The sequence below is a fragment of the Mitsuaria sp. BK037 genome, from assembly GCF_014193045.1.
GTDB lineage: Bacteria > Pseudomonadota > Gammaproteobacteria > Burkholderiales > Burkholderiaceae_C > Roseateles.
Genome location: NZ_JACHYS010000004.1, coordinates 480,285 through 497,499 on the forward strand (window position 1 = coordinate 480,285; position 17,215 = coordinate 497,499).

General features: G+C 71.3%; 16 protein-coding genes. 4 read left to right on the forward strand and 12 right to left on the reverse strand.

The features are described from left to right. The 3 genes from psrA to FHT37_RS23090 all read left to right on the forward strand — a co-directional run bounded on the left by psrA (nucleotide 1) and on the right by FHT37_RS23090 (nucleotide 3,091). The gene (psrA, locus tag FHT37_RS23080) at nucleotides 1-1,104 is read left to right on the forward strand and encodes an iron-containing alcohol dehydrogenase PsrA (protein WP_183485037.1); all 1,104 of its coding nucleotides are present in this window, start codon (nucleotides 1-3) and stop codon (nucleotides 1,102-1,104) included. Further along, nucleotides 1,101-2,003 (forward strand): phosphonoacetaldehyde hydrolase, encoded by a 903-nt coding sequence (phnX, locus tag FHT37_RS23085; RefSeq protein WP_183485040.1) that lies wholly within the window; start codon nucleotides 1,101-1,103, stop codon nucleotides 2,001-2,003. The genes psrA and phnX overlap by 4 nt, the downstream gene beginning before the upstream one ends. A gap of 134 nt (nucleotides 2,004-2,137) precedes the next feature. Further along, nucleotides 2,138-3,091, forward strand: coding sequence for an NAD(P)-dependent oxidoreductase (locus FHT37_RS23090; RefSeq protein WP_183485729.1), 954 nt, complete (start codon nucleotides 2,138-2,140; stop codon nucleotides 3,089-3,091). Between the two features lie 129 nt (nucleotides 3,092-3,220). On the opposite strand, the gene FHT37_RS23095 is transcribed toward FHT37_RS23090, so the two are convergent. The 6 genes from FHT37_RS23095 to FHT37_RS23120 form a co-directional block, all read right to left on the reverse strand. After that, on the reverse strand, nucleotides 3,221-3,391 hold the full coding sequence (locus FHT37_RS23095; protein WP_183485043.1) for a hypothetical protein: 171 nt from the start codon (nucleotides 3,389-3,391) through the stop codon (nucleotides 3,221-3,223). Between the two features lie 69 nt (nucleotides 3,392-3,460). Beyond that, nucleotides 3,461-3,922 carry a ferric iron uptake transcriptional regulator gene (gene fur / locus FHT37_RS23100; protein ID WP_091721138.1) on the reverse strand — a complete coding sequence of 154 codons (462 nt, stop codon included), beginning with the start codon at nucleotides 3,920-3,922 and terminating at the stop codon, nucleotides 3,461-3,463. Between the two features lie 29 nt (nucleotides 3,923-3,951). Beyond that, a complete protein-coding gene (locus FHT37_RS23105) occupies nucleotides 3,952-5,139 on the reverse strand; it encodes a PepSY-associated TM helix domain-containing protein (protein ID WP_409072722.1) in 1,188 nt (395 codons plus the stop codon). Between the two features lie 13 nt (nucleotides 5,140-5,152). Beyond that, the gene (locus tag FHT37_RS23110; RefSeq protein WP_183485048.1) at nucleotides 5,153-7,369 is read right to left on the reverse strand and encodes a TonB-dependent siderophore receptor; all 2,217 of its coding nucleotides are present in this window, start codon (nucleotides 7,367-7,369) and stop codon (nucleotides 5,153-5,155) included. 80 nt (nucleotides 7,370-7,449) lie between these two features. Continuing rightward, nucleotides 7,450-7,632 carry a hypothetical protein gene (locus tag FHT37_RS23115; protein ID WP_091721147.1) on the reverse strand — a complete coding sequence of 61 codons (183 nt, stop codon included), beginning with the start codon at nucleotides 7,630-7,632 and terminating at the stop codon, nucleotides 7,450-7,452. Between the two features lie 160 nt (nucleotides 7,633-7,792). Next, nucleotides 7,793-9,517, reverse strand: coding sequence for a cyclic nucleotide-binding domain-containing thioredoxin-disulfide reductase (locus FHT37_RS23120; RefSeq protein ID WP_091721150.1), 1,725 nt, complete (start codon nucleotides 9,515-9,517; stop codon nucleotides 7,793-7,795). A 185-nt stretch (nucleotides 9,518-9,702) separates the two neighbouring features. On the opposite strand from FHT37_RS23120, the gene FHT37_RS23125 reads away from it, so the two are divergent. After that, on the forward strand, nucleotides 9,703-10,194 hold the full coding sequence (locus FHT37_RS23125; protein ID WP_183485051.1) for an acyl-CoA thioesterase: 492 nt from the start codon (nucleotides 9,703-9,705) through the stop codon (nucleotides 10,192-10,194). Nucleotides 10,195-10,204: 10 nt separating this feature from the next. On the opposite strand, the gene gshA is transcribed toward FHT37_RS23125, so the two are convergent. The 6 genes from gshA to FHT37_RS23155 form a co-directional block, all read right to left on the reverse strand. Next, nucleotides 10,205-11,671, reverse strand: a complete 1,467-nt coding sequence (gshA, locus tag FHT37_RS23130) for a glutamate--cysteine ligase (protein WP_254783375.1) — start codon at nucleotides 11,669-11,671, stop codon at nucleotides 10,205-10,207. A 298-nt stretch (nucleotides 11,672-11,969) separates the two neighbouring features. Further along, nucleotides 11,970-12,986 carry a GlxA family transcriptional regulator gene (locus FHT37_RS23135; protein ID WP_183485054.1) on the reverse strand — a complete coding sequence of 339 codons (1,017 nt, stop codon included), beginning with the start codon at nucleotides 12,984-12,986 and terminating at the stop codon, nucleotides 11,970-11,972. A gap of 96 nt (nucleotides 12,987-13,082) precedes the next feature. Beyond that, nucleotides 13,083-13,691, reverse strand: coding sequence for a cysteine hydrolase family protein (locus tag FHT37_RS23140; protein ID WP_183485057.1), 609 nt, complete (start codon nucleotides 13,689-13,691; stop codon nucleotides 13,083-13,085). A gap of 190 nt (nucleotides 13,692-13,881) precedes the next feature. After that, nucleotides 13,882-14,481 carry a DUF1415 domain-containing protein gene (locus FHT37_RS23145; protein WP_091721170.1) on the reverse strand — a complete coding sequence of 200 codons (600 nt, stop codon included), beginning with the start codon at nucleotides 14,479-14,481 and terminating at the stop codon, nucleotides 13,882-13,884. A gap of 48 nt (nucleotides 14,482-14,529) precedes the next feature. Further along, nucleotides 14,530-15,744 (reverse strand): M20 aminoacylase family protein, encoded by a 1,215-nt coding sequence (locus FHT37_RS23150; RefSeq protein ID WP_183485060.1) that lies wholly within the window; start codon nucleotides 15,742-15,744, stop codon nucleotides 14,530-14,532. 183 nt (nucleotides 15,745-15,927) lie between these two features. Then, the gene (locus FHT37_RS23155) at nucleotides 15,928-17,061 is read right to left on the reverse strand and encodes an ABC transporter substrate-binding protein (protein ID WP_091721178.1); all 1,134 of its coding nucleotides are present in this window, start codon (nucleotides 17,059-17,061) and stop codon (nucleotides 15,928-15,930) included. Nucleotides 17,062-17,215: the final 154 nt, after the last annotated feature.

Consider the following 17,215-nt stretch of genomic DNA (forward strand, 5'->3'; position numbering starts at 1 on the left):
ATGACCCCCTGGACCTTCCACAACCCCGTCGACGTGCGGGCCGGCAACGGCGCGCTGGCGCAACTGCCGCGCCTAGTCGGCGCGCGCGACGCGCTGCTGATCGCCTTCCCGGAGGCCGAGGCGCTCGGTCTCGTCGGCCGGGTGCGCGAGCTGCTCGGCGATCGCCTCGTCGCGGTCGAGACCGACATCCGCCCCAATCCCGACCTGCGCTGGCTCGCGCCGCTGTACGAGCGACTCTGGCGCGAGCACCGCGGCGCGCGCTGCGTGATCGCGCTGGGCGGCGGCAGCAGCATCGACTGCGCCAAGGCGATGCTGACGGCGACGCCGTCGGGCCGCTTCGATGAACTGCTCGATCACCTCGTCGATCCGAAGGCGGCGCCGCTGTCGGCCGATGCGCCGCATCGCGCGCTGATCGCGGTGCCGACCACCGCCGGCACCGGCAGCGAGGTCACGCCCTGGGCGACGCTGTGGGACGCCGCGCGCGGCCGCAAGCATTCGCTGCACCTGCCCTGGACCTGGCCGGAGGCGGCGATCGTCGATCCGTCGCTGATGGTGAGCCTGCCGGTGGGCGCCACGCTCGCGAGCGGACTGGACGCGCTGTCGCATGCGCTGGAGGCGCTGTGGAACGTGCATCGCAATCCGGTGTCCTCCAGCCTGGCGGCGAGCGCCGCGCGGGCGATCGTCGCGACGCTGCCGGCGCTGCTGCGCGAGCCGGGCCGGCTCGACCTGCGGGAGGCGCTGGCCGTCGCGGCGCTGCAGGCCGGCATGGCCTTCTCCAACACCCGGACCGCGCTGGCGCATTCGCTGTCCTACGACATCACCTTGACGCGCGGCACGGCGCACGGCATCGCCTGTTCGTTCAGCCTGCCGCGCGTGATGCGCCTGGCCTTCGGGCGCGACGCGGCGCTGGACGCGCGGCTGCTGTCGATCTTCGACGCGGTCGATGCCGACGGCGCGGTCGCCGCGCTGGAACGTTTCCTGGCCGCGCTGGGCGTGTCCACCGATCCCGCCGACTACGGCATCTCCCCCGACGACTGGGACGCGCGCGTCGCTCAAGCGCTGCGCGGCCCTCGCGGACGCAACTTCATCCAGGCCCTCGCATGAACGACGTTTCGATTGCCACCCCTGTTTCAACGGATTCGACGGACTCGACGAGCCACGGCGCGTCGACCGCCACGACCGCCGAGGCCCGGCGCCATTCGCGCCTGCAGGCGGTGATCTTCGACTGGGCCGGCACGCTGGTCGATCACGGCTCGCTGGCGCCGACGCAGATCTTCGTCGACGCCTTCGCGACCTTCGGGATCGCGCTGACGCTGGACGAGGCGCGCGGCCCGATGGGGCTGTCCAAGCGCGACCACATCCGCACGCTGCTGGAGGACGACGGCCTGCAGGCGCAATGGCACGCGCGTTTCGGCCGCGCATCGAGCGACGCGGACATCGACGCGATCTATGAGCGCTTCATGCCGATGCAGATCGCGCATGTCGGTCGTTACTCGGCGCCGATCCCGGGCGCGGTGGACGTGCTCGCCGCGCTGCGCGGCGCGGGGCTGAAGATCGGCTCGTGCTCGGGTTATCCGCGCCAGGTGATGGACGTGCTGCTGCCGCAAGCCAAGGCCGATGGCGTCTGGGCGGACCACGTCGTCGCCGGCGACGAGCTGGCCGCGGGCGGCCGCCCGGGCCCGTTCATGGCCCTGGCCAACGTGCTGGCGCTGGGCATCGGCGACGTGCGCACCTGCGTGAAGGTGGACGACACGACGCCCGGCATCGAGGAAGGCCGGCGCGCCGGCATGTGGACGGTGGGCCTGAGCCTGTCGGGCAACGAGACCGGCTTGACGCTCGAGCAGCTGCAGGCGCTGCCCGACGCGGAGCTCGCCGCGCGCCGTGACGCCGCGGCGCGGCGGCTGACGGCCTCGGGTGCGCACCTGGTGATCGACTCGGTCGCGCAGCTGCCGCGGGCGCTCGCGGAGATCGAGGCCCGGATGGCGCGCGGCGAGCGGCCCTGATCTTTCCCGAACGGGCGGTCCCGGCGCCCCGCGTGCGAAACGCGTCCGTGCTCCGGTGGCCCGGGGGATGGGCGCTCCTATCATGGCCGGCGAACTTCCAGCCCCATGAGGTCGCCGTGTCCGCCAATCCCTCGATGCCTGCTCCCACGTCCTCGCGCCGCAAGCTGCTGGTGCTGATGCCAACGGCGGAGGAGCATCTGGCCCAGTTCCGCCAGCGGTATGACGTGATCTACGCGCCGACCGCCGAGGCGCGCGCCCAGGCGGTCGCCGGGCAGGGCGCGGAGATCGAGCTGGTCGTGACCATCGGCGCGGTCGGCCTGCGCGCCGACGAGATGGCGGCGATGCCCCGGCTGGGCGCCGTCGCGGCGCAGGGCGCCGGCTACGAGGCCATCGACCTGGCGGCCGCCCGGGCCCGCGGCCTTACCCTCTGGAACGGCGCGGGCACCAACGATTCCTGCGTCGCGGACCATGCGATGGCGCTGCTGCTGGCCTCGGTGCGGGCGCTCCCGCAACAGGAAGCCGCACTGCGCGCCGGCGTCTGGCGCGACGCGCTGCCGCTGCGCCCCGGCGTCAACGGCCGCAAGCTGGGCATCCTGGGCCTGGGCACCATCGGGCTGCGCATCGCCAAGCGGGCGCTGGCCTTCGACATGGAGGTCGGTTATCACAACCGCCGGGAACGCCATGACGCGCTGGGCTCGCGCTACTTCGACTCGGCGCTGGCGTTGGCCGGATGGGCCGACTTCCTCATCGTCGCCGCGCCCGGCGGCCCCGCCACCCGGCACATCGTCAACGCCGAGGTGCTGAAGGCGCTCGGTCCGCAGGGGCACGTCGTCAACATCGCGCGCGGCAGCCTGGTCGACACGGCCGCGCTGGCCGCGGCGCTCGCGGCCGGCGAGCTCGGCGGCGCGGCGCTCGATGTCTATGAATCGGAACCGAAGCCGCCCGAGGCCCTGCTCGGCTTCCCCAACGTGATCCTCACGCCGCACATCGCCGGATGGTCGCCCGAGTCGGTGCAGGCGACCGTCGACCTGTTCCTCGAGAACGCCCGGCGCTGGGAGGCGGGCGAAGCCGTGCTGACGCCGCTTTGAAGCCGCCAAAAAAAAGTCCGCGGCCCCAGGGGGCAGCGGACGAAGACTTGAGAACTGAAAAGAAAGGTCCCCTTGACAGGGGACCCCGGCTCCGCGGACGGAACGAAGGCGGCGGCGGACGCTAGGCTGTCAACCCAGCAGACCGGTCGCCAGTCCCAGGCAGGACATGACGCCGATGCAGACCACCCAGGCATCCGCGTTGTTCAACGAGGTCCAGACCGTTTGCTTGAGCATCTGCATTGCCATCTCCTGCTGCAGCCGGAAGTGGCTGCGATGGATGGCAATGTACTGTATGCCCATACAGTATTCAACAGGGAATCGCCGGATTGTGCGCCTCGCGCCACGGCGACCCGCCGACCGACGCGTCCATCACCTTTGGCGCCGGGCCCGGCACGCCGGGTTGGAGCACAGGCCGTACAGCGCCAGCGCATGCTCCACCAGCTCGTAGCCGCGCTCCTCGGCGATCTCGCGCTGGCGCTGCTCGATGCCGGCGTCGTAGAACTCCTCCACCCGGCCGCAGGCCAGGCAGACCATGTGGTCATGGTGCTGTTCGGAATTGAGCTCGAACACCGCTTTGCCCGACTCGAAATGCTGCCGCGCCAGCAGCCCCGCCTCGACGAACTGCATCAGCACCCGGTACACCGTCGCCAGGCCGATGTCGGCCTCCTCCAGCAGCAGCTGGCGGTAGACGTCCTCGGCGCTGAGGTGGCGTTGGTTCGACTGCTCGAAGATCTGCAGCACCTTGATGCGGGGCAGCGTCGCCTTCAGGCCGCTGGATTGCAGGCTCTCGATCTGGTGCTTGGGGGAGTCGGGCTTGTGCGAGTCGGGCATGGGCGGGCAGGGCAGGTGCGGACTGGCGATCAGGCGGCCGCGGTTTCGGGGTTCGGGGCGTCGTCCGGGTCCGACGAGGCGTCGGCCGCGGCGCCGCCCGGGGCGCCCTTGCGGGCGCCTTGCGGCTTGCGCAGCCACAGGTAGAGGCCGCTGCCCAGCACGACGATGGTCGCCACGTCCAGCAGCGCCCACAGGATCTTCATCGGCATGCCGCCGTAGTCGCCGAAGTGCAGCGGCTGCGAGACCAGCAGCGCGGTGAGGTACCAGGGCAGTTCCGGCGCGGCCGTCAGCTGCGCCGTCCGGGCGTCCACCAGCAGCGGCTGCAGCAGCCGCGAGGTCAGCGGCGTCGTGCCCTTCAGGAAGATCGTGTTGTGGTGCGGGCTGGAGAAGGCCGTGCCCGGGAAGGCGATGAACGAGACCTTGCGCTGCCGGCCGTGATGCATCGCGGTGTCGAGCGAGGCCTGCAGCGGTCCGCGGTCCCTGGCCGCGAGCAGCGGCTGGCCCTGGTAGGGGGCCAGCAGCGTGGAGACCTCGGTGTACTGCCAGTACTTCACCAGCAGGTCGGCCCAGGTGTTGATCATCCCGGTCGCGCCGACGACGAAGCACCACACCAGCGTGACGATGCCCACGAGGTTGTGCAGGTCCAGCCACTTGACGCGGGTGGAGCGGTCCTTGCGCACCGCGCCGAAGTCCAGCTTGCGCATGAACGGCGCATACAGCACCACGCCGCTGACCAGCGCGATCAGCAGCAGCAGGCCCATGAAGCCGAGGAAGAGCTTGCCCGGCAGGCCCGCGAACATGTCCACGTGCAGGCGCAGCATCAGGTCCATGAAGCCCTCGCCGACGCGGTACTCGCGCACCACCAGGCCGGTGCGGGCGTCGACGGCGACGGACTTGAAGTCCTCGGTCGGCGCCGGCGTCGGGGCGAGCGTGAACCACCACAGGCGCGGGTCGTCCTCGTTCTCGCCGGCGTACTGGATGACGCGGGTCGGATGCACCGCGTTCGCGGCCTTGGCCATGACATCCAGCGAGACCCGCTGCGCGTCCATGGCGGCGGGCAGCGCGGGGGCCTCGATCTCGTCGCCGAGCAGGTGGCCGATCTCGTGATGGAAGATCAGCGGCAGCCCGGTCAGGCACAGCAGCAGCATGAACAGCGTGCAGACCAGGCTGGTCCACTTGTGGAACCAGCTCCAGACGCGGATGGCGCGCGAGCTCAGCATCGTCGTGTCCTCAGAAGTCGGCCGCCAGGCTCAGGTTGACGCTGCGCGGCTGGCCGACGACCAGGTAGCTCTGGTCCGGATAGCCGCCCGCGGACGCCCAGTACTTGCGGTTGGTGAGGTTGTCGATCCGCGCGCGCAGCGTGAGCAGCGTGCCCTGCACCTCGAACAGGTAGCGCGCGCCCGCGTCCAGGCGGGTCCAGGCCGGCACGCGCAGGGTGTTGGCGCTGTCGGCGAAGACCTTGCCGGTGTGCACGACGCGCGCGTCGAGCGCCAGGCCCTGCAGCGCGGGGACTTCCCATTCGGCGCCCAGGTTGGCCTGCACCCGCGCGATGCCCAGCGTGCGCTTGCCTTCGGTGGCGGCCACGCCGGTGCCGTGCTGCCTGGCGTCCAGCCAGGTCAGGCCGCCCAGCACCTTGAGCTCGCGCGTGGCCATGCCGAAGGCGGTCAGCTCGACGCCGCGATGGCGGTCCTCGCCCTGGGCGGTGTCCTGCGCCAGCACCGCGCGCGGCTTGTCGGTGGTGAAGTAGGAGGCGCCGAAGCCCAGGCGTCCGCCGTCGTACTTCAGGCCGACTTCCTTCTGCTTGGAGGCGTAGGGCGCCAGGTCGCGCGCCGGCTGGCCGTTCTGCGCGGCCAGGCTGTCGCCCTTGTTCAGGCCCTCGATGTAGTTGCCGTAGACCGACAGCTGACTGGACATGCGGTAGACGACGCCGGCGACCGGGCTGGTCTTGCTGCGGTCGTAGGTGGTGACGACGCCGCCCGGCGTGATCGTGTCCAGGAAGCGGACCGTGGCGCTGATCGAGTCGACCTTGAGCGTCTGGTGACGCAGGCCCAGCGTGATCAGCAGCGAGTCGTCCAGCAGCGACAGCGTGTCGCCGATGGCGACGCTGCGGTTGCGGATGCGGGTGTTGAGCCGCGGGTCGTCGACGCTGTTGCCGACGTACACGCTGTCCGAGAACGCGGGCAGCGCGCTCCGGGCCGGCGTGTAGAGGTTGGTCGGCTGCGTGTTCAGGAAGTCCATCGCGTAGCCGTTCTTCGTGTCCAGCGAGAACACCGAGGCCGAGACCACCCATTCATGCCCGACCGAGCCGGCGCGCAGCTTGCCGCGCAGGCCCGCTTCGCCGGTGTCGACGCTGTCCTTGCGGCCGTTCTCGAAGCGGTAGAAGGTGCCGTCGCCGGTGGCGGCGTCGGTGACCGTGAGGTTGCCCAGCCGGTTCGCTTCCTTGCTGCGGCGCGCGCCGTAGGCGGCCCAGGCGGTGACGGCGTCGTTGAGGTCCCATTCGCCGCGCAGCGTGCCGAAGGTGTCGCGCTCGTTGGAATAGGTCCAGGGCTGGGCGTAGTTGGCCTTGTTGTCCGGCAGCGCCGGCATCGCGCTCAGGCCGTTGACGGTGACGCTGGGGCGCGTGCGGGTGAGCTGGTTGTCCTGCCAGCCCAGGTCGGCGCTCAGGCGGACGTCGCGGCTGCGCCAGTCCACGCCCAGCGCGACGACGCTGGTCCGCGCCTTCTCGTCGTCGACCGCGGTGCCGCCGTCGCGGTAGGCGGCGTTGAAGCGCACGCCGGTGGCCTTGTCCGGACCGAAGCGCCGCGCGACGTCCAGCGCCGCGCCGCCCGCGCCGCCGCTGCCGGCGTTCACCGTGAGGCGCGTCAGCGGCTCGACCGGCGCGCGCTTGGGCAGCAGGCTGATGTTGCCGCCGATGCCGCTGCCGTTGGGGCTCGCGCCCATCAGGAAGGCGGAGGCGCCGCGCAGCACCTCGACGCGCTCGAACAGCTCCGAGGCGATGTACTGGCGCGGCAGCAGGCTGTAGAGGCCGTTGTAGGCGACGTCGTCCGAATTCAGGATGAAGCCGCGGATGAAGTAGGCCTCCTGGAAGTTGCCGAAGCCGCGCGCGGCACGGATGCCGGGATCGTTCTGCAGCACCTCGGCGACGCTCCTGGCCTGGCGGTCCTGGATCAGCTCGTTGGTGTAGGCGGTGATCGAGAACGGGGTCTCGAGGTTGTCCTTGGTCCCCAGGATCCCGGCGCGCCCGCCGCGCGCCACCTGGCCGCCGGCATAGGCCTTGGACAGGCCCTGCTTGTCCGCGGTGGCGCTGACGGTCACCACCGGCAGCTGGGAGGGCGCGTCGCCGTCCTTGTCCTTGGGAGCGTCCTGCGCGAAGGCGGCAGGGGCGGCGAGGGCGCACAGGCCCAGGGCGATGGCGAGCGCCAGCGGGCGCTTCGGGAAGTGATTCATGGGACGGGGACCTGGAGGGAGTTCTTCTTCGGGGAGGGACAGCGGCCGGCGCCGGGCCGGCACGGTATGGGTGACGGGCGTCAGGCCGCCTTGCGGGGCCGCCAGGCAAACCAGGCGATCACCGCCACCGGCACGCCCAGGCCGATCCACGACCAGACGTCGCCCCAGGCGTCCGACACCAGCGCCGACAGCAGGCCGGAGGTGCTCAGCACGCCCAGCGCGATCGGCCAGGACCAGAGACGGCGGGATTCGGGAGACCACATCGGCGGACGCTCAGCTTGCAAATAACAATTATTCGCATTCTAGAGCGAAGCGCAGCCCGGCTGGGTGGCGGGATCTCCCGTTTGGGCGGTGGGAAAGCGGAGGCTGAAAGCGCTGCCGCCCCTTTTGGGGGCGGCAGGGGGGGCGAAGGCCGGGCGACCGCTAGACGGTCGCGCGGGCGGCCGCCGCCGGGCTGGTGCGTTCGGCGCGCTCGGCGTCCTGGCGGGCGAGGTACTGGTGGATGCTGGCCACCACCTGCGCGCCTTCGCCGATCGCGCCGCCGACCCGCTTGACCGAGCCCGAGCGCACGTCGCCGACCGCGAAGACGCCCGGGATGCTCGACTCGAGCAGCTCCGGCTTGTACTGCGACAGCGGGCAGGCGCAGGCGCGGCCGGTGATGATGAAGCCGGCCTGGTCCAGTTCGAGGCCGCACTGCGAGATCAGGCCGGTCTCGGGTTCCGCGCCGATGAACATGAACAGGTGCTGCAGTGCCAGCCGGCGCTGCTGGCCGTTGCGACGGTCGCGCCAGCAGACGGCCTCCAGCGAGTCGCCGCCTTCGAGCTCGCACAGCTCCTGGTGCGGCAGCAGCTCGATGTTGGCGGTGCCCTGGATGCGGTCGATCAGGTAGCGCGACATCGTCGCCGCCAGCCCCGGGCCGCGGACCAGCATGATCACCTTGGCCGCGTGGTTGGCCAGGAACACCGCCGCCTGGCCCGCCGAGTTGCCGCCGCCGACGATCACGACCGTCTGCCGGCTGCAGATGCGGGCCTCGATCGGCGAGGCCCAGTACCAGACGCCCCGGCCCTCGAAGCGCGCCAGCGCGTCGAGGTCGGGCCGGCGGTAGCGCGCGCCGGTGGCGATCACCGCGGTGCGCGCCCGCACCGTACGGCCGTCCTCCAGCGCCAGGCGCAGCTCGTCGTCCTCGCCGTGGCGCTCGCAGCTCATCTCGGTGACCTTGGCCGGGATCAGCATGTCGGCGCCGAACTTCTGGGCCTGGACGAAGGCCCGGCCCGCCAGCGCCTGGCCCGAGATGCCGGTCGGGAAGCCGAGGTAGTTCTCGATGCGCGAGCTCGCGCCGGCCTGGCCGCCGAACGAGCGGCAGTCCATCACCAGCACCGACAGCCCCTCCGACGCCGCGTACACCGCGGCCGACAGGCCCGCCGGGCCGGCGCCGACGATGGCCACGTCGTAGAGCTCGGGGCGCTCGCGCATGTCGACGATGCCCATGCAGCGGGCGACCTCCTCGTCGGTCGGGTCGACCAGCACGTCGCCGCCGGGGCAGATGACCAGCATCTGCACGCCTTCGGTCATGTACTGGTCGGCGAGCGCCTTGGCGTCGTCGTTCTGGTCGGGCTCGAGCTGCTGGTGCGGATAGCCGTTGCGGCCGAGGAAGCTGCGCAACCGCATCACCGGCGCGGCCTTGGCCCGTCCGATCAGCGTCGCGCCGCTGGCGCCGGCCTCGATCAGGCCGACACGGCGCAGGATGAAGGCGCGGGTGAGGCGCTCGCCCAGGTCGGCCTCGGCGATCAGCAGCGCGCGCAGCTGCGGCGGGCTGACCTCGACCGCCTCGACCTCGGTTTCCGCGATCGCGTCGATGAACGAGGGCCGGCCGCTGAGCTGGCCGACTTCGCCCAGGAAACCGCCCGGGCCATGCCGGTGGATCGGCGTCACGTGGCCGAGGCTGTCACGCTGGGAGACGGTGATCTCGCCGCTGAGGATCAGGGTCATGCCCATGCCGGCATCGCCGGCACGCACGACCCACTCGCCTTGGGAATAGCGCCGGAACCGGCCGAAGCGCGCGACGCGCGCGATGTCGGCGACGCCGAGCGTGGGAAACATCTGGGCACCGCGCGTGTCGGCGATGCTGGGCTGCTGGACCTGGGCCATGGGACCTCCTGGCGCGCACCCTAACCGACGGGCGAGCCAGCGGCAAGCGCCGGACGGGAGAGCGCGGCGCGCGGCGCCGGGCGGGGGACGGACGGCCGCTGCGCCTCCGGGGGAGGGGGGTCGCCGCCGACTCTGGCACCATGGCGGCCGCCCCTTCCTTCACGATCCGTTCCGGAGCCTTCGCCATGGACCTGCCTTCCCACCAACTGACGATGACCGTGCTGATGACGCCGGACATGGCCAACTTCTCCGGCAACGTGCACGGCGGGACCATCCTGAAGCTGCTCGACCAGGTCGCCTACGCCTGCGCCAGCCGCTTTGCCGGTCGCTACACGGTGACGCTGTCGGTGGACCAGGTGATGTTCCGCCAGCCGATCCATGTCGGCGAGCTGGTCAGCTTCCTGGCCTCGGTGAACTACACCGGCACCTCGTCGATGGAGATCGGCATCAAGGTCGTCACCGAGAACATCCGCGACCAGGTGGTGCGGCATGCCAACAGCTGCTTCTTCACGATGGTGGCCGTCGGCGAGGACGGCCGGCCGGTGCCGGTGCCGCCGCTGTCGCCGAGTTCCCCCGACGAGAAGCGCCGCTGGGAAGCCGCGATCGAGCGCAAGAAGCTGCGCCAGGAGCTGCAGCGCCGGCACGACGAGCTGCGCAGCTCCGCCCTGCCGGGCTGAGCCGGCGGCCTCAGCCGCGCAGCTGCGCCGGATCGAGGTACTGCTGGCGGAAGGTCTCGAAGTCGACCGTGTCGGCCGCCTCGATCGCCGCCTGCGTCTCCAGCGAGGCCCGCGCCGACTGCTCGAAGCGGGCCATCAGGCCCTCGGGCATCGGCTGCGCCAGCACATGGGCGCGGGCGGCCTCGGAGCGGGCCGCGACGAAGTCCAGGTGCGAGCACCGGTGCCCGGCGCTCATCGCCGCCAGCACCCGCGCCGACGGCAGCTCGTCCGGCCGCTCCCAGCGCTCGACGGCCTGGGCGAGCGCCTCGCGGTACAGCGAGCCGCCGAGCGCCTCGTCGATCTTGCGGGCGATCGGCGCGAAGTCGGTCAGCAGCTCGCGGCCCCAGTCGCGCAGCGCGATCTCGCCGCCGCGGCGCTCCAGCTTCAGGCCGGGTTCGCGTCCGGCCGAGGCGGTGCGGTGCTGGTTGCGGGCCAGCGCGCCGAGTTCGTCCGGCGTGTCGTTGGGGCTGTCGGTCAGCCAGCAGTGCAGCAGGAAGATGTCCAGGAAACGCATCGTGCTGGCGGCGATGCCGACCGGCTCGAACGGGTCCAGGTCCATGCAGCGGACCTCGATGTATTCGACGCCGCGCTCGCGCAGCGCATGCAGCGGACGCTCGCCCGAGCGGATGGTGCGCTTGGGGCGGATCGTGCCGTAGAACTCGTTCTCGATCTGCAGCAGCGTGGTCGACAGCTGGTTGTATTCGCCGCCCGGATTGACCACGCCGACCTTCTCGTAGGCGGGGTAGGGGCGGGTCAGCGCGTCCTGCAGCGAGGCGGCGTAGCCGTCCAGGCTGTTGTAGCTGACCGCCAGCGAGGCCTGCGCGTCGCTCTGGTAGCCGAGCCGGCCCATGCGCAGCGAGGTGCCGTGGGGCATGTGCAGCGTGCCGTCGGTCAGCGGCTGCAGGCCGTGCTCGCGGCCGGCGACGAAGCTGGCGCACAGCGCCGGCGACGCGCCGAACAGCGTCAGCAGCAGGAAGGAATGGCGGCGGAAGTTGCGGATCAGCGCGAAGTGGTCGGCGTTGTCCAGGCCCGGCATCGACCAGTTGTAGTGGATGCCGGAGATGGTCTGCATGCGCCGCCCGTAGCGGTGGCCCAGGCCCATGCGGTAGACGCTCTTGGCGCGGCCGATGTTGGAGGCGCCGTAGCGGCCGATGGGGATGGTTTCATCGGCGGGCAGCAGGCAGGGCATGCTCGACGCCCACATCAGTTCCTCGCCCAGGCTGCGGTAGACGGCCTGGTGGATCTCGGTCAGCTGCGCCAGGCAGGCCTCGGCGGAGGCATGCACGCCGGTGATCAGCTCCAGCTGCGACTCGCTGAAGTCGGTGGTGACCGTCTCATGGGTCAGCGCGGAGCCGAGCGCGGTCGGATGCGGCGTCAGCGCCAGCGAGGCGGCGGTCGGCAGCGCGCGCAGGCTTTCCTTCTCCACGCCGCGGCGCATGCCCGCCAGACGGGCCGGATCCAGGGCCTCCAGTCGCTTCAGCCAATCGCTCAAAACCCGCTCCTCGTTCGATGTGGGCGCGCAAGTTAACAGATGTGCACGAATCCCGCTTGACTTGGCTTTCTCGGGTTTGTGCTAAGCGGGGTGAGGCGATCGACCGGCCTTCAGCGGGTCAACGGCCGGCAATCCCTCGCAACTTGCGGGCAATCCGCAGGCCGGAGGGGGCCTCGGGGGCCCGCCCTGGGCCGGACTCGCAGCGGGCCGGCGCGGGACCCGCTCCGGTGGGGAACGCAGCGGCTCAGGCCGGCGCGCTCATCCGTCGTCGCGTGCGCCGGAGCTGCTGGTCCGAGCTGAAGCCGGCAGCCAGTGCCGCCTGCGCCGGCCGCTGGCCCCGCGCCAGCTCACGCCGGGCCAGTTCAAGCCGGATCGCGCGCAGGTAGTCCAGCGGCGTGGTGCCGCCGTGCTGGGTGAAGAGCCGGGTGAGGTGGCGCGGCGTGACATGGGCGACCTCGGCCATCCGAGCCAGGCTCCAGTCCGCGCGCGGGTCGCCGCAGATCGCGTCCTGCACCCGGTGCAGCGCGGGATGCAGGTGGTGGCGGTGCGCCAGCATCGGCGACAGCTCCGGGTCCTGCGCGCCGCGCCGCAGGTAGACCACCATCACCTGCGCCACCGACGCGGCCAGCGCCTCGCCGCAGTGCTCGGCGATGAGGGCCAGCACCAGGTCGATGCCGGCCGTGATGCCGGCGCTGCTGGCCAGCGGGCCGTCGAGCACGAACACCCGGTTGGCCTGCACGTCCGCGCCGGGCGCGGCGGCGCGCAGCGCGTCGAGCGATTCATGGTGCGTGGTGCAGCGCCGGCCCTCGAGCAGCCCGGCCCGCGCCGCGAGCAGCGCGCCGGCGCAGATGCTCAGCAGCCGGCCTTCGCCGCCGGCCAGCAGCGCCGTGCCCTCGCGATGCAGCCAGCGCTCGATGCGCAGTTCCTCCTCGCGCTCGACGGCGCCCGGCGCCGGGTCGTCCGGATGCGCATGCCGGCGGCCGCTCAGGATCAGCCAGTCGCGCGGCCCCAGCGCCGGCAGCGGCTCCAGCGCGGCCAGCGTCAGGCCGACCGAGCTCGAGGCCGTCGGCGACGCGGCGCAGTAGCGCAGCCGGAAGGCTTCCGGCTCGCCGCGGCGGCGCAAGGCCTGGTTGGCGAGCCGCAGCGCCTCGGCCGCGCCGGCCAGGTCCAGCAGCAGCGTGTGGCGCTCGACCAGGATCCAGACGTCGACCGGGTTGTCGTCCGGTCGGCGCGCGGCCAGGGGAGAGTCAGGAAAGGACATCGCGGCAGTATGCCCCCGGGGCATTCGGGAATGGGGCTCAAGGGAGAGCGGGCTCCCGGCGCGGGCGAGCGCGCCGCGCCGTGGACCCGCCGACCATCAGGCCGCGACGGCGCTGCGCTGGGTGGCGCGATCGAGCGCCGCCTCGACGTCGACGATCTGCGCGAACCGGTCCTGCAGCGCCACCTCGGTGCGCAGCTTGAGCTCGTCCACGCCGACGACCACGCCGCTGGCATGCCGGATGGGGAAGGTGAGCGTCGCCTCGGTCACGTAGTCGACGGTCCAGCCCTCGTCGCTGGCGTGGCGCGTCGTCGTCTCGCAGCACTGCTCGGTGCGGATGCCCGCGACGATCAGGCGGCGGATGCCGTGCTCGGTCAGCCAGATCGACAGGCCGGTGCCGGCCAGCGCGCTGTGGCGGCGCTTGAGGAACTCGGCGGCGATGGGCACGTTGGCCAGCTCGGCCATTGGACGCACATGGCCGCTGACGAGCGAGAAGGGGTTGTCCGGCGTGGCCGGGCCGTCGGTGTGGAGGATGCGCACGATCGGCAGGCCGCGCGCGGCGGCGCCGGTCAGCAGCGCGTTGGTGCGGGCCATGTAGGGCTCGAAGCCGGCCGGGTCCCAGTAGGGGCGGTGGCGGAAGGATTCCTGGACGTCAATCAGCAGGACGGCGGTGTCGGCGTCGGGGCGGAAGGCGGTGGCGGCGGTCATCGAGGGCTCCATCGAGCAGTGGGTGATGGACGCCATCGTGCCGGCGCAGGTGCGCGGCGTCGCGCCGTCGCAGGACCAGTCGCGGTCAAATCAGGACATCGGACGTGCCACGATCGCAGCCCTCACCCCCGCCCCTCTCCCGCAAGCGGGAGAGGGAGCAAGGCGGCGCGGCGCCTCGCCACTCGACCGGTCAGTCCTCGCGCGTGGTGCGCTGGGCCAGCGGCAGCTTGGCCTCGAGGTCCAGCGCGTCCCAGCCCTTGCGGCCGATGCGCCGCAGCGTGTCGATGTTGGCTTCGTAGATCGCGTCGGTGTCCGGCATGGTCTCGACGGCCCGTTCGATGCTCTCCTCGCGCAGCAGGTGCAGCGTCGGGTAGGGCGAGCGGTTGCTGAAGTTGTCGACGTCGTCCGCGTCGGTGCCCTCGAACTGGTAGTCGGGGTGGAAGCTGGCCACCTGCAGCACGCCGTCCAGGTCCAGGTCCTCGACCAGCGCGTCGGCCGCGCCCAGGAAGTCGTTGAAGTCCAGGAAGTCGTTGAGCACCCACGGATGGACCAGCAGCGTCGTTTCCGTCTCCTCTGGATCGGCGCGGTTGAGCGCCAGCAGCTCGCGCGCCAGGTCCTTGAGCAGTTCCTCCGGCGTGTGCGCCGCGCTGACCACCGTGCGCAGGCGCTGGTTGACCTCCACGCTCTTGGCGAACGGGCACAGGTTCAGGCCGATCACGGCCCGCTGCAGCCAGCGCTGGGTGTCCTCGCGGACGGTCTTCTCTTGGTCGGGCGCGATCGGGGCGGTCATCGGGCGTGGGGCTGGAGTCGGAGGGGGAGCGGGGCGCGGCGGCGGCCCTCAGGCCTGGGCCGGGCGCGGCCGCTTGAACCACGCGTCGACCAGCCGGACCCACATCGAGCCGCCCAGCGGGATCAGCTCGTCGTTGAAGTCGTAGCTCGGGTTGTGCAGCATGCAGGGCCCCAGGCCGTGGCCGCCCTCGCGGTGGCTGCCGTCGCCGTTGCCGATCAGGAAGTAGCAGCCCGGCACTTCCTGCAGGTAGTAGCTGAAGTCCTCGGCGCCCATCGTGGGCTCGAACTCCTGCACATTGGCCGCGCCCAGCATCTCGGTCAGCACGCCGCGGGCGAATTCGGTCTCGGCCGGGTGGTTGATCGTCGGCGGGTAGTTGCGGTGGAAGCTGAACTCGCACTCGACCTCGAAGGCGGTGCCCGTGGCCTCGGTCAGTTGCCGCATGCGGCGCTCGATCAGGTCCAGCGTCTCCAGCGTGAAGGTCCGCACCGTGCCCTGCAGCTCGCAGCGCTCGGGGATCACGTTGGTCGCCTCGCCGGCGTGGATCATCGTCACCGAGATCACGCCCGCGTCGATCGGCCGCTTGTTGCGGGTGATGATGGTCTGGAAGGCCTGCACCAGGTGCGCGGCCACGACCACCGGGTCGGTGCCCAGGTGCGGCATCGCGCCGTGCGCGCCCTTGCCCTTGATCACGATCTTGAATTCGTTGCTCGAGGCGAAGACCGGTCCGGTCTTGAGCGCGAACTGCCCGGCGGCCATGCCCGGCCAGTTGTGGACGCCGAACATGGCCTCCATCGGGAACTTGCGGAACAGGCCGTCCTTGATCATCTCGCGGGCGCCGCCGCCGCCCTCCTCGGCGGGCTGGAAGACGACATAGACGGTGCCGTCGAAGTCGCGATGCGCGGCCAGGTGCTTGGCCGCGGCCAGCAGCATCGCGGTGTGGCCGTCATGGCCGCACGCATGCATCTTGCCGGGGTGCTTGCTGGCGTGCGCGAAGGTGTTGTGCTCGGTGATGGGCAGCGCGTCGATGTCGGCGCGCAGGCCTAGCGTGCGGCCGCTCCTGCCGCCGTCGCGGCCGGGGATGATGCCGACCACGCCGGTCTTGCCCAGGCCGCGGTGGACCTCGATGCCCCAGTCGGTCAGCGCTTTCGCGACCACGTCCGAGGTGCGGTCTTCATGGAAACAGAGTTCGGGATGCGCGTGCAGGTCTCGTCGCAGCTTGGCGATGGCCGGCGCGTCGGCCAGGATGGGTTCGATCAGCTTCATGGGCGGGCACTCCGATGTCATCGCGACAGCGCGTCGGGCTTGCCGCGAGCCAGAAAGGCCGCGGCGCCGCTCAGGGCGGCGCCGCTGTGTCGGGCCAGTGTACCCGCCGCACCGCGAAGGTGCCCGACGCCGCCGCGCCCGTCCGGGCGATCAGCGCCGCGTCACTGCCGGATCAAGGCCGGATCAACGCTTCACGCGTCCATCGCTGGTCAGCAGGGTCATCTCGACGAAGCTCGAGCCGACATGCTTGTTGGGCCGGAAGTTGACGTTGAAGCCGCCGAGGTTGTAGTTCTGCAGGCTGTCCAGCCCGGCGACCAGGCCCTCGCGGGTCGGGCGGGTCGCGCGGCGGATGCCCTCGCTGATGACCTTGGCGCCGATGTAGCCCTCGATGGCGGTGTAGTTGAACTTCTGGCCGGCCTTGGTGGCGGCCTGCTGGTATTCATGGACCACGCCGACCTGGGTGCCGAACGGGTAGGGCATGACCTGGCTGACCACCACGCCCATCGCGTCCTTGCCCAGTTCCTCCAGCAGCGCCTGGGTGCCGACGAAGGAGACGTTGTAGAACACGCCGCCGTAGCCGGCCTTGCGCGCGGCGCGGATGAAGGCGGCGCAGCTCTTGTAGGCGCTGATCATGACGATGGCCTCGGGTGGCGCGCCGTTCTGCACCAGGTCCTTGACCGCCTTGGCGACGTCGACGCTGTTGCGCTCGACGGTGGAGGTGGCCAGCGGCTGGATCGACAGCGGCTTCATCGCGCGCAGCACGCCGTCCAGGCCGGCCTTGCCGTAGGCGTCGTTCTGGTGGAAGACGGAGATCCGCATCAAGCCCAGGTGGGCCAGCTGCTTCACGATCAGGGCGGTCTCGTCGTAATACGAGGCGCGCACGTGATAGACCCAGGGGCTGAAGGGATCGCGCAGCGCCTCGGCGCCGGTGAAGGGCGCCACGAACGGGATCTTGGCCTGGTTGACCAGCGGCAGCGCAGCCAGCGAGGTCGGCGTGCCGACGTAGCCGAACAGCGCGAAGACGTCGTCGGCGATCAGTTTCTCGGTGTTGGCCTTGCAGCGGTCCGGCTCGTAGCCGTCGTCCAGCGTGCGCAGCTCGATCAGGGTGCCGTTGATGCCGCCGGCGGCGTTCTGCGCGTCGAAGAAGAGCTTCGCGCCGGCCTGCATCTGCAGGCCCAACTGCGAGGCCGCGCCGGTCAGCGGCGCCGACTGGCCCAGCACGAGGCGTTTGCCTTGCGCGCGGACGGCCGTCGGGATGGGCAGGGTGGCGAGCGCGCCCAGGGCGCTGGCGGAGGCGAGGAGTTGGCGGCGATCCAAGAGAAGCTCCCAGGGGGTGCGATAGATGTTGTGGCGCCCGCCTGAGCGACTGACGCCAGGAGGCTCGACACGACCTATTTCGGCCCCCAGCAAGCGAGCTTAGCGGTTCGTGCGCCAAGCGTCGTCACCATGTTCGGTAAGAAAGCGCAAGCGT

Bases quoted from the DNA above. Each gene is read 5' to 3' on its own strand.
- FHT37_RS23125 (WP_183485051.1), top strand. From the start codon at position 9,703: ATGGACCTGCCTTCCCACCAACTGACGATGACCGTGCTGATGACGCCG.
- FHT37_RS23095 (WP_183485043.1), bottom strand. From the start codon at position 3,391: ATGGGCATACAGTACATTGCCATCCATCGCAGCCACTTCCGGCTGCAG.
- FHT37_RS23150 (WP_183485060.1), bottom strand. From the start codon at position 15,744: ATGAAGCTGATCGAACCCATCCTGGCCGACGCGCCGGCCATCGCCAAG.
- FHT37_RS23115 (WP_091721147.1), bottom strand. From the start codon at position 7,632: ATGTGGTCTCCCGAATCCCGCCGTCTCTGGTCCTGGCCGATCGCGCTG.
- FHT37_RS23090 (WP_183485729.1), top strand. From the start codon at position 2,138: ATGCCTGCTCCCACGTCCTCGCGCCGCAAGCTGCTGGTGCTGATGCCA.
- FHT37_RS23110 (WP_183485048.1), bottom strand. From the start codon at position 7,369: ATGAATCACTTCCCGAAGCGCCCGCTGGCGCTCGCCATCGCCCTGGGC.
- gshA (WP_254783375.1), bottom strand. From the start codon at position 11,671: ATGCGCCGCGGCGTGGAGAAGGAAAGCCTGCGCGCGCTGCCGACCGCC.
- fur (WP_091721138.1), bottom strand. From the start codon at position 3,922: ATGCCCGACTCGCACAAGCCCGACTCCCCCAAGCACCAGATCGAGAGC.
- FHT37_RS23145 (WP_091721170.1), bottom strand. From the start codon at position 14,481: ATGACCGCCCCGATCGCGCCCGACCAAGAGAAGACCGTCCGCGAGGAC.
- phnX (WP_183485040.1), top strand. From the start codon at position 1,101: ATGAACGACGTTTCGATTGCCACCCCTGTTTCAACGGATTCGACGGAC.
- psrA (WP_183485037.1), top strand. From the start codon at position 1: ATGACCCCCTGGACCTTCCACAACCCCGTCGACGTGCGGGCCGGCAAC.
- FHT37_RS23135 (WP_183485054.1), bottom strand. From the start codon at position 12,986: ATGTCCTTTCCTGACTCTCCCCTGGCCGCGCGCCGACCGGACGACAAC.
- FHT37_RS23120 (WP_091721150.1), bottom strand. From the start codon at position 9,517: ATGGCCCAGGTCCAGCAGCCCAGCATCGCCGACACGCGCGGTGCCCAG.
- FHT37_RS23140 (WP_183485057.1), bottom strand. From the start codon at position 13,691: ATGACCGCCGCCACCGCCTTCCGCCCCGACGCCGACACCGCCGTCCTG.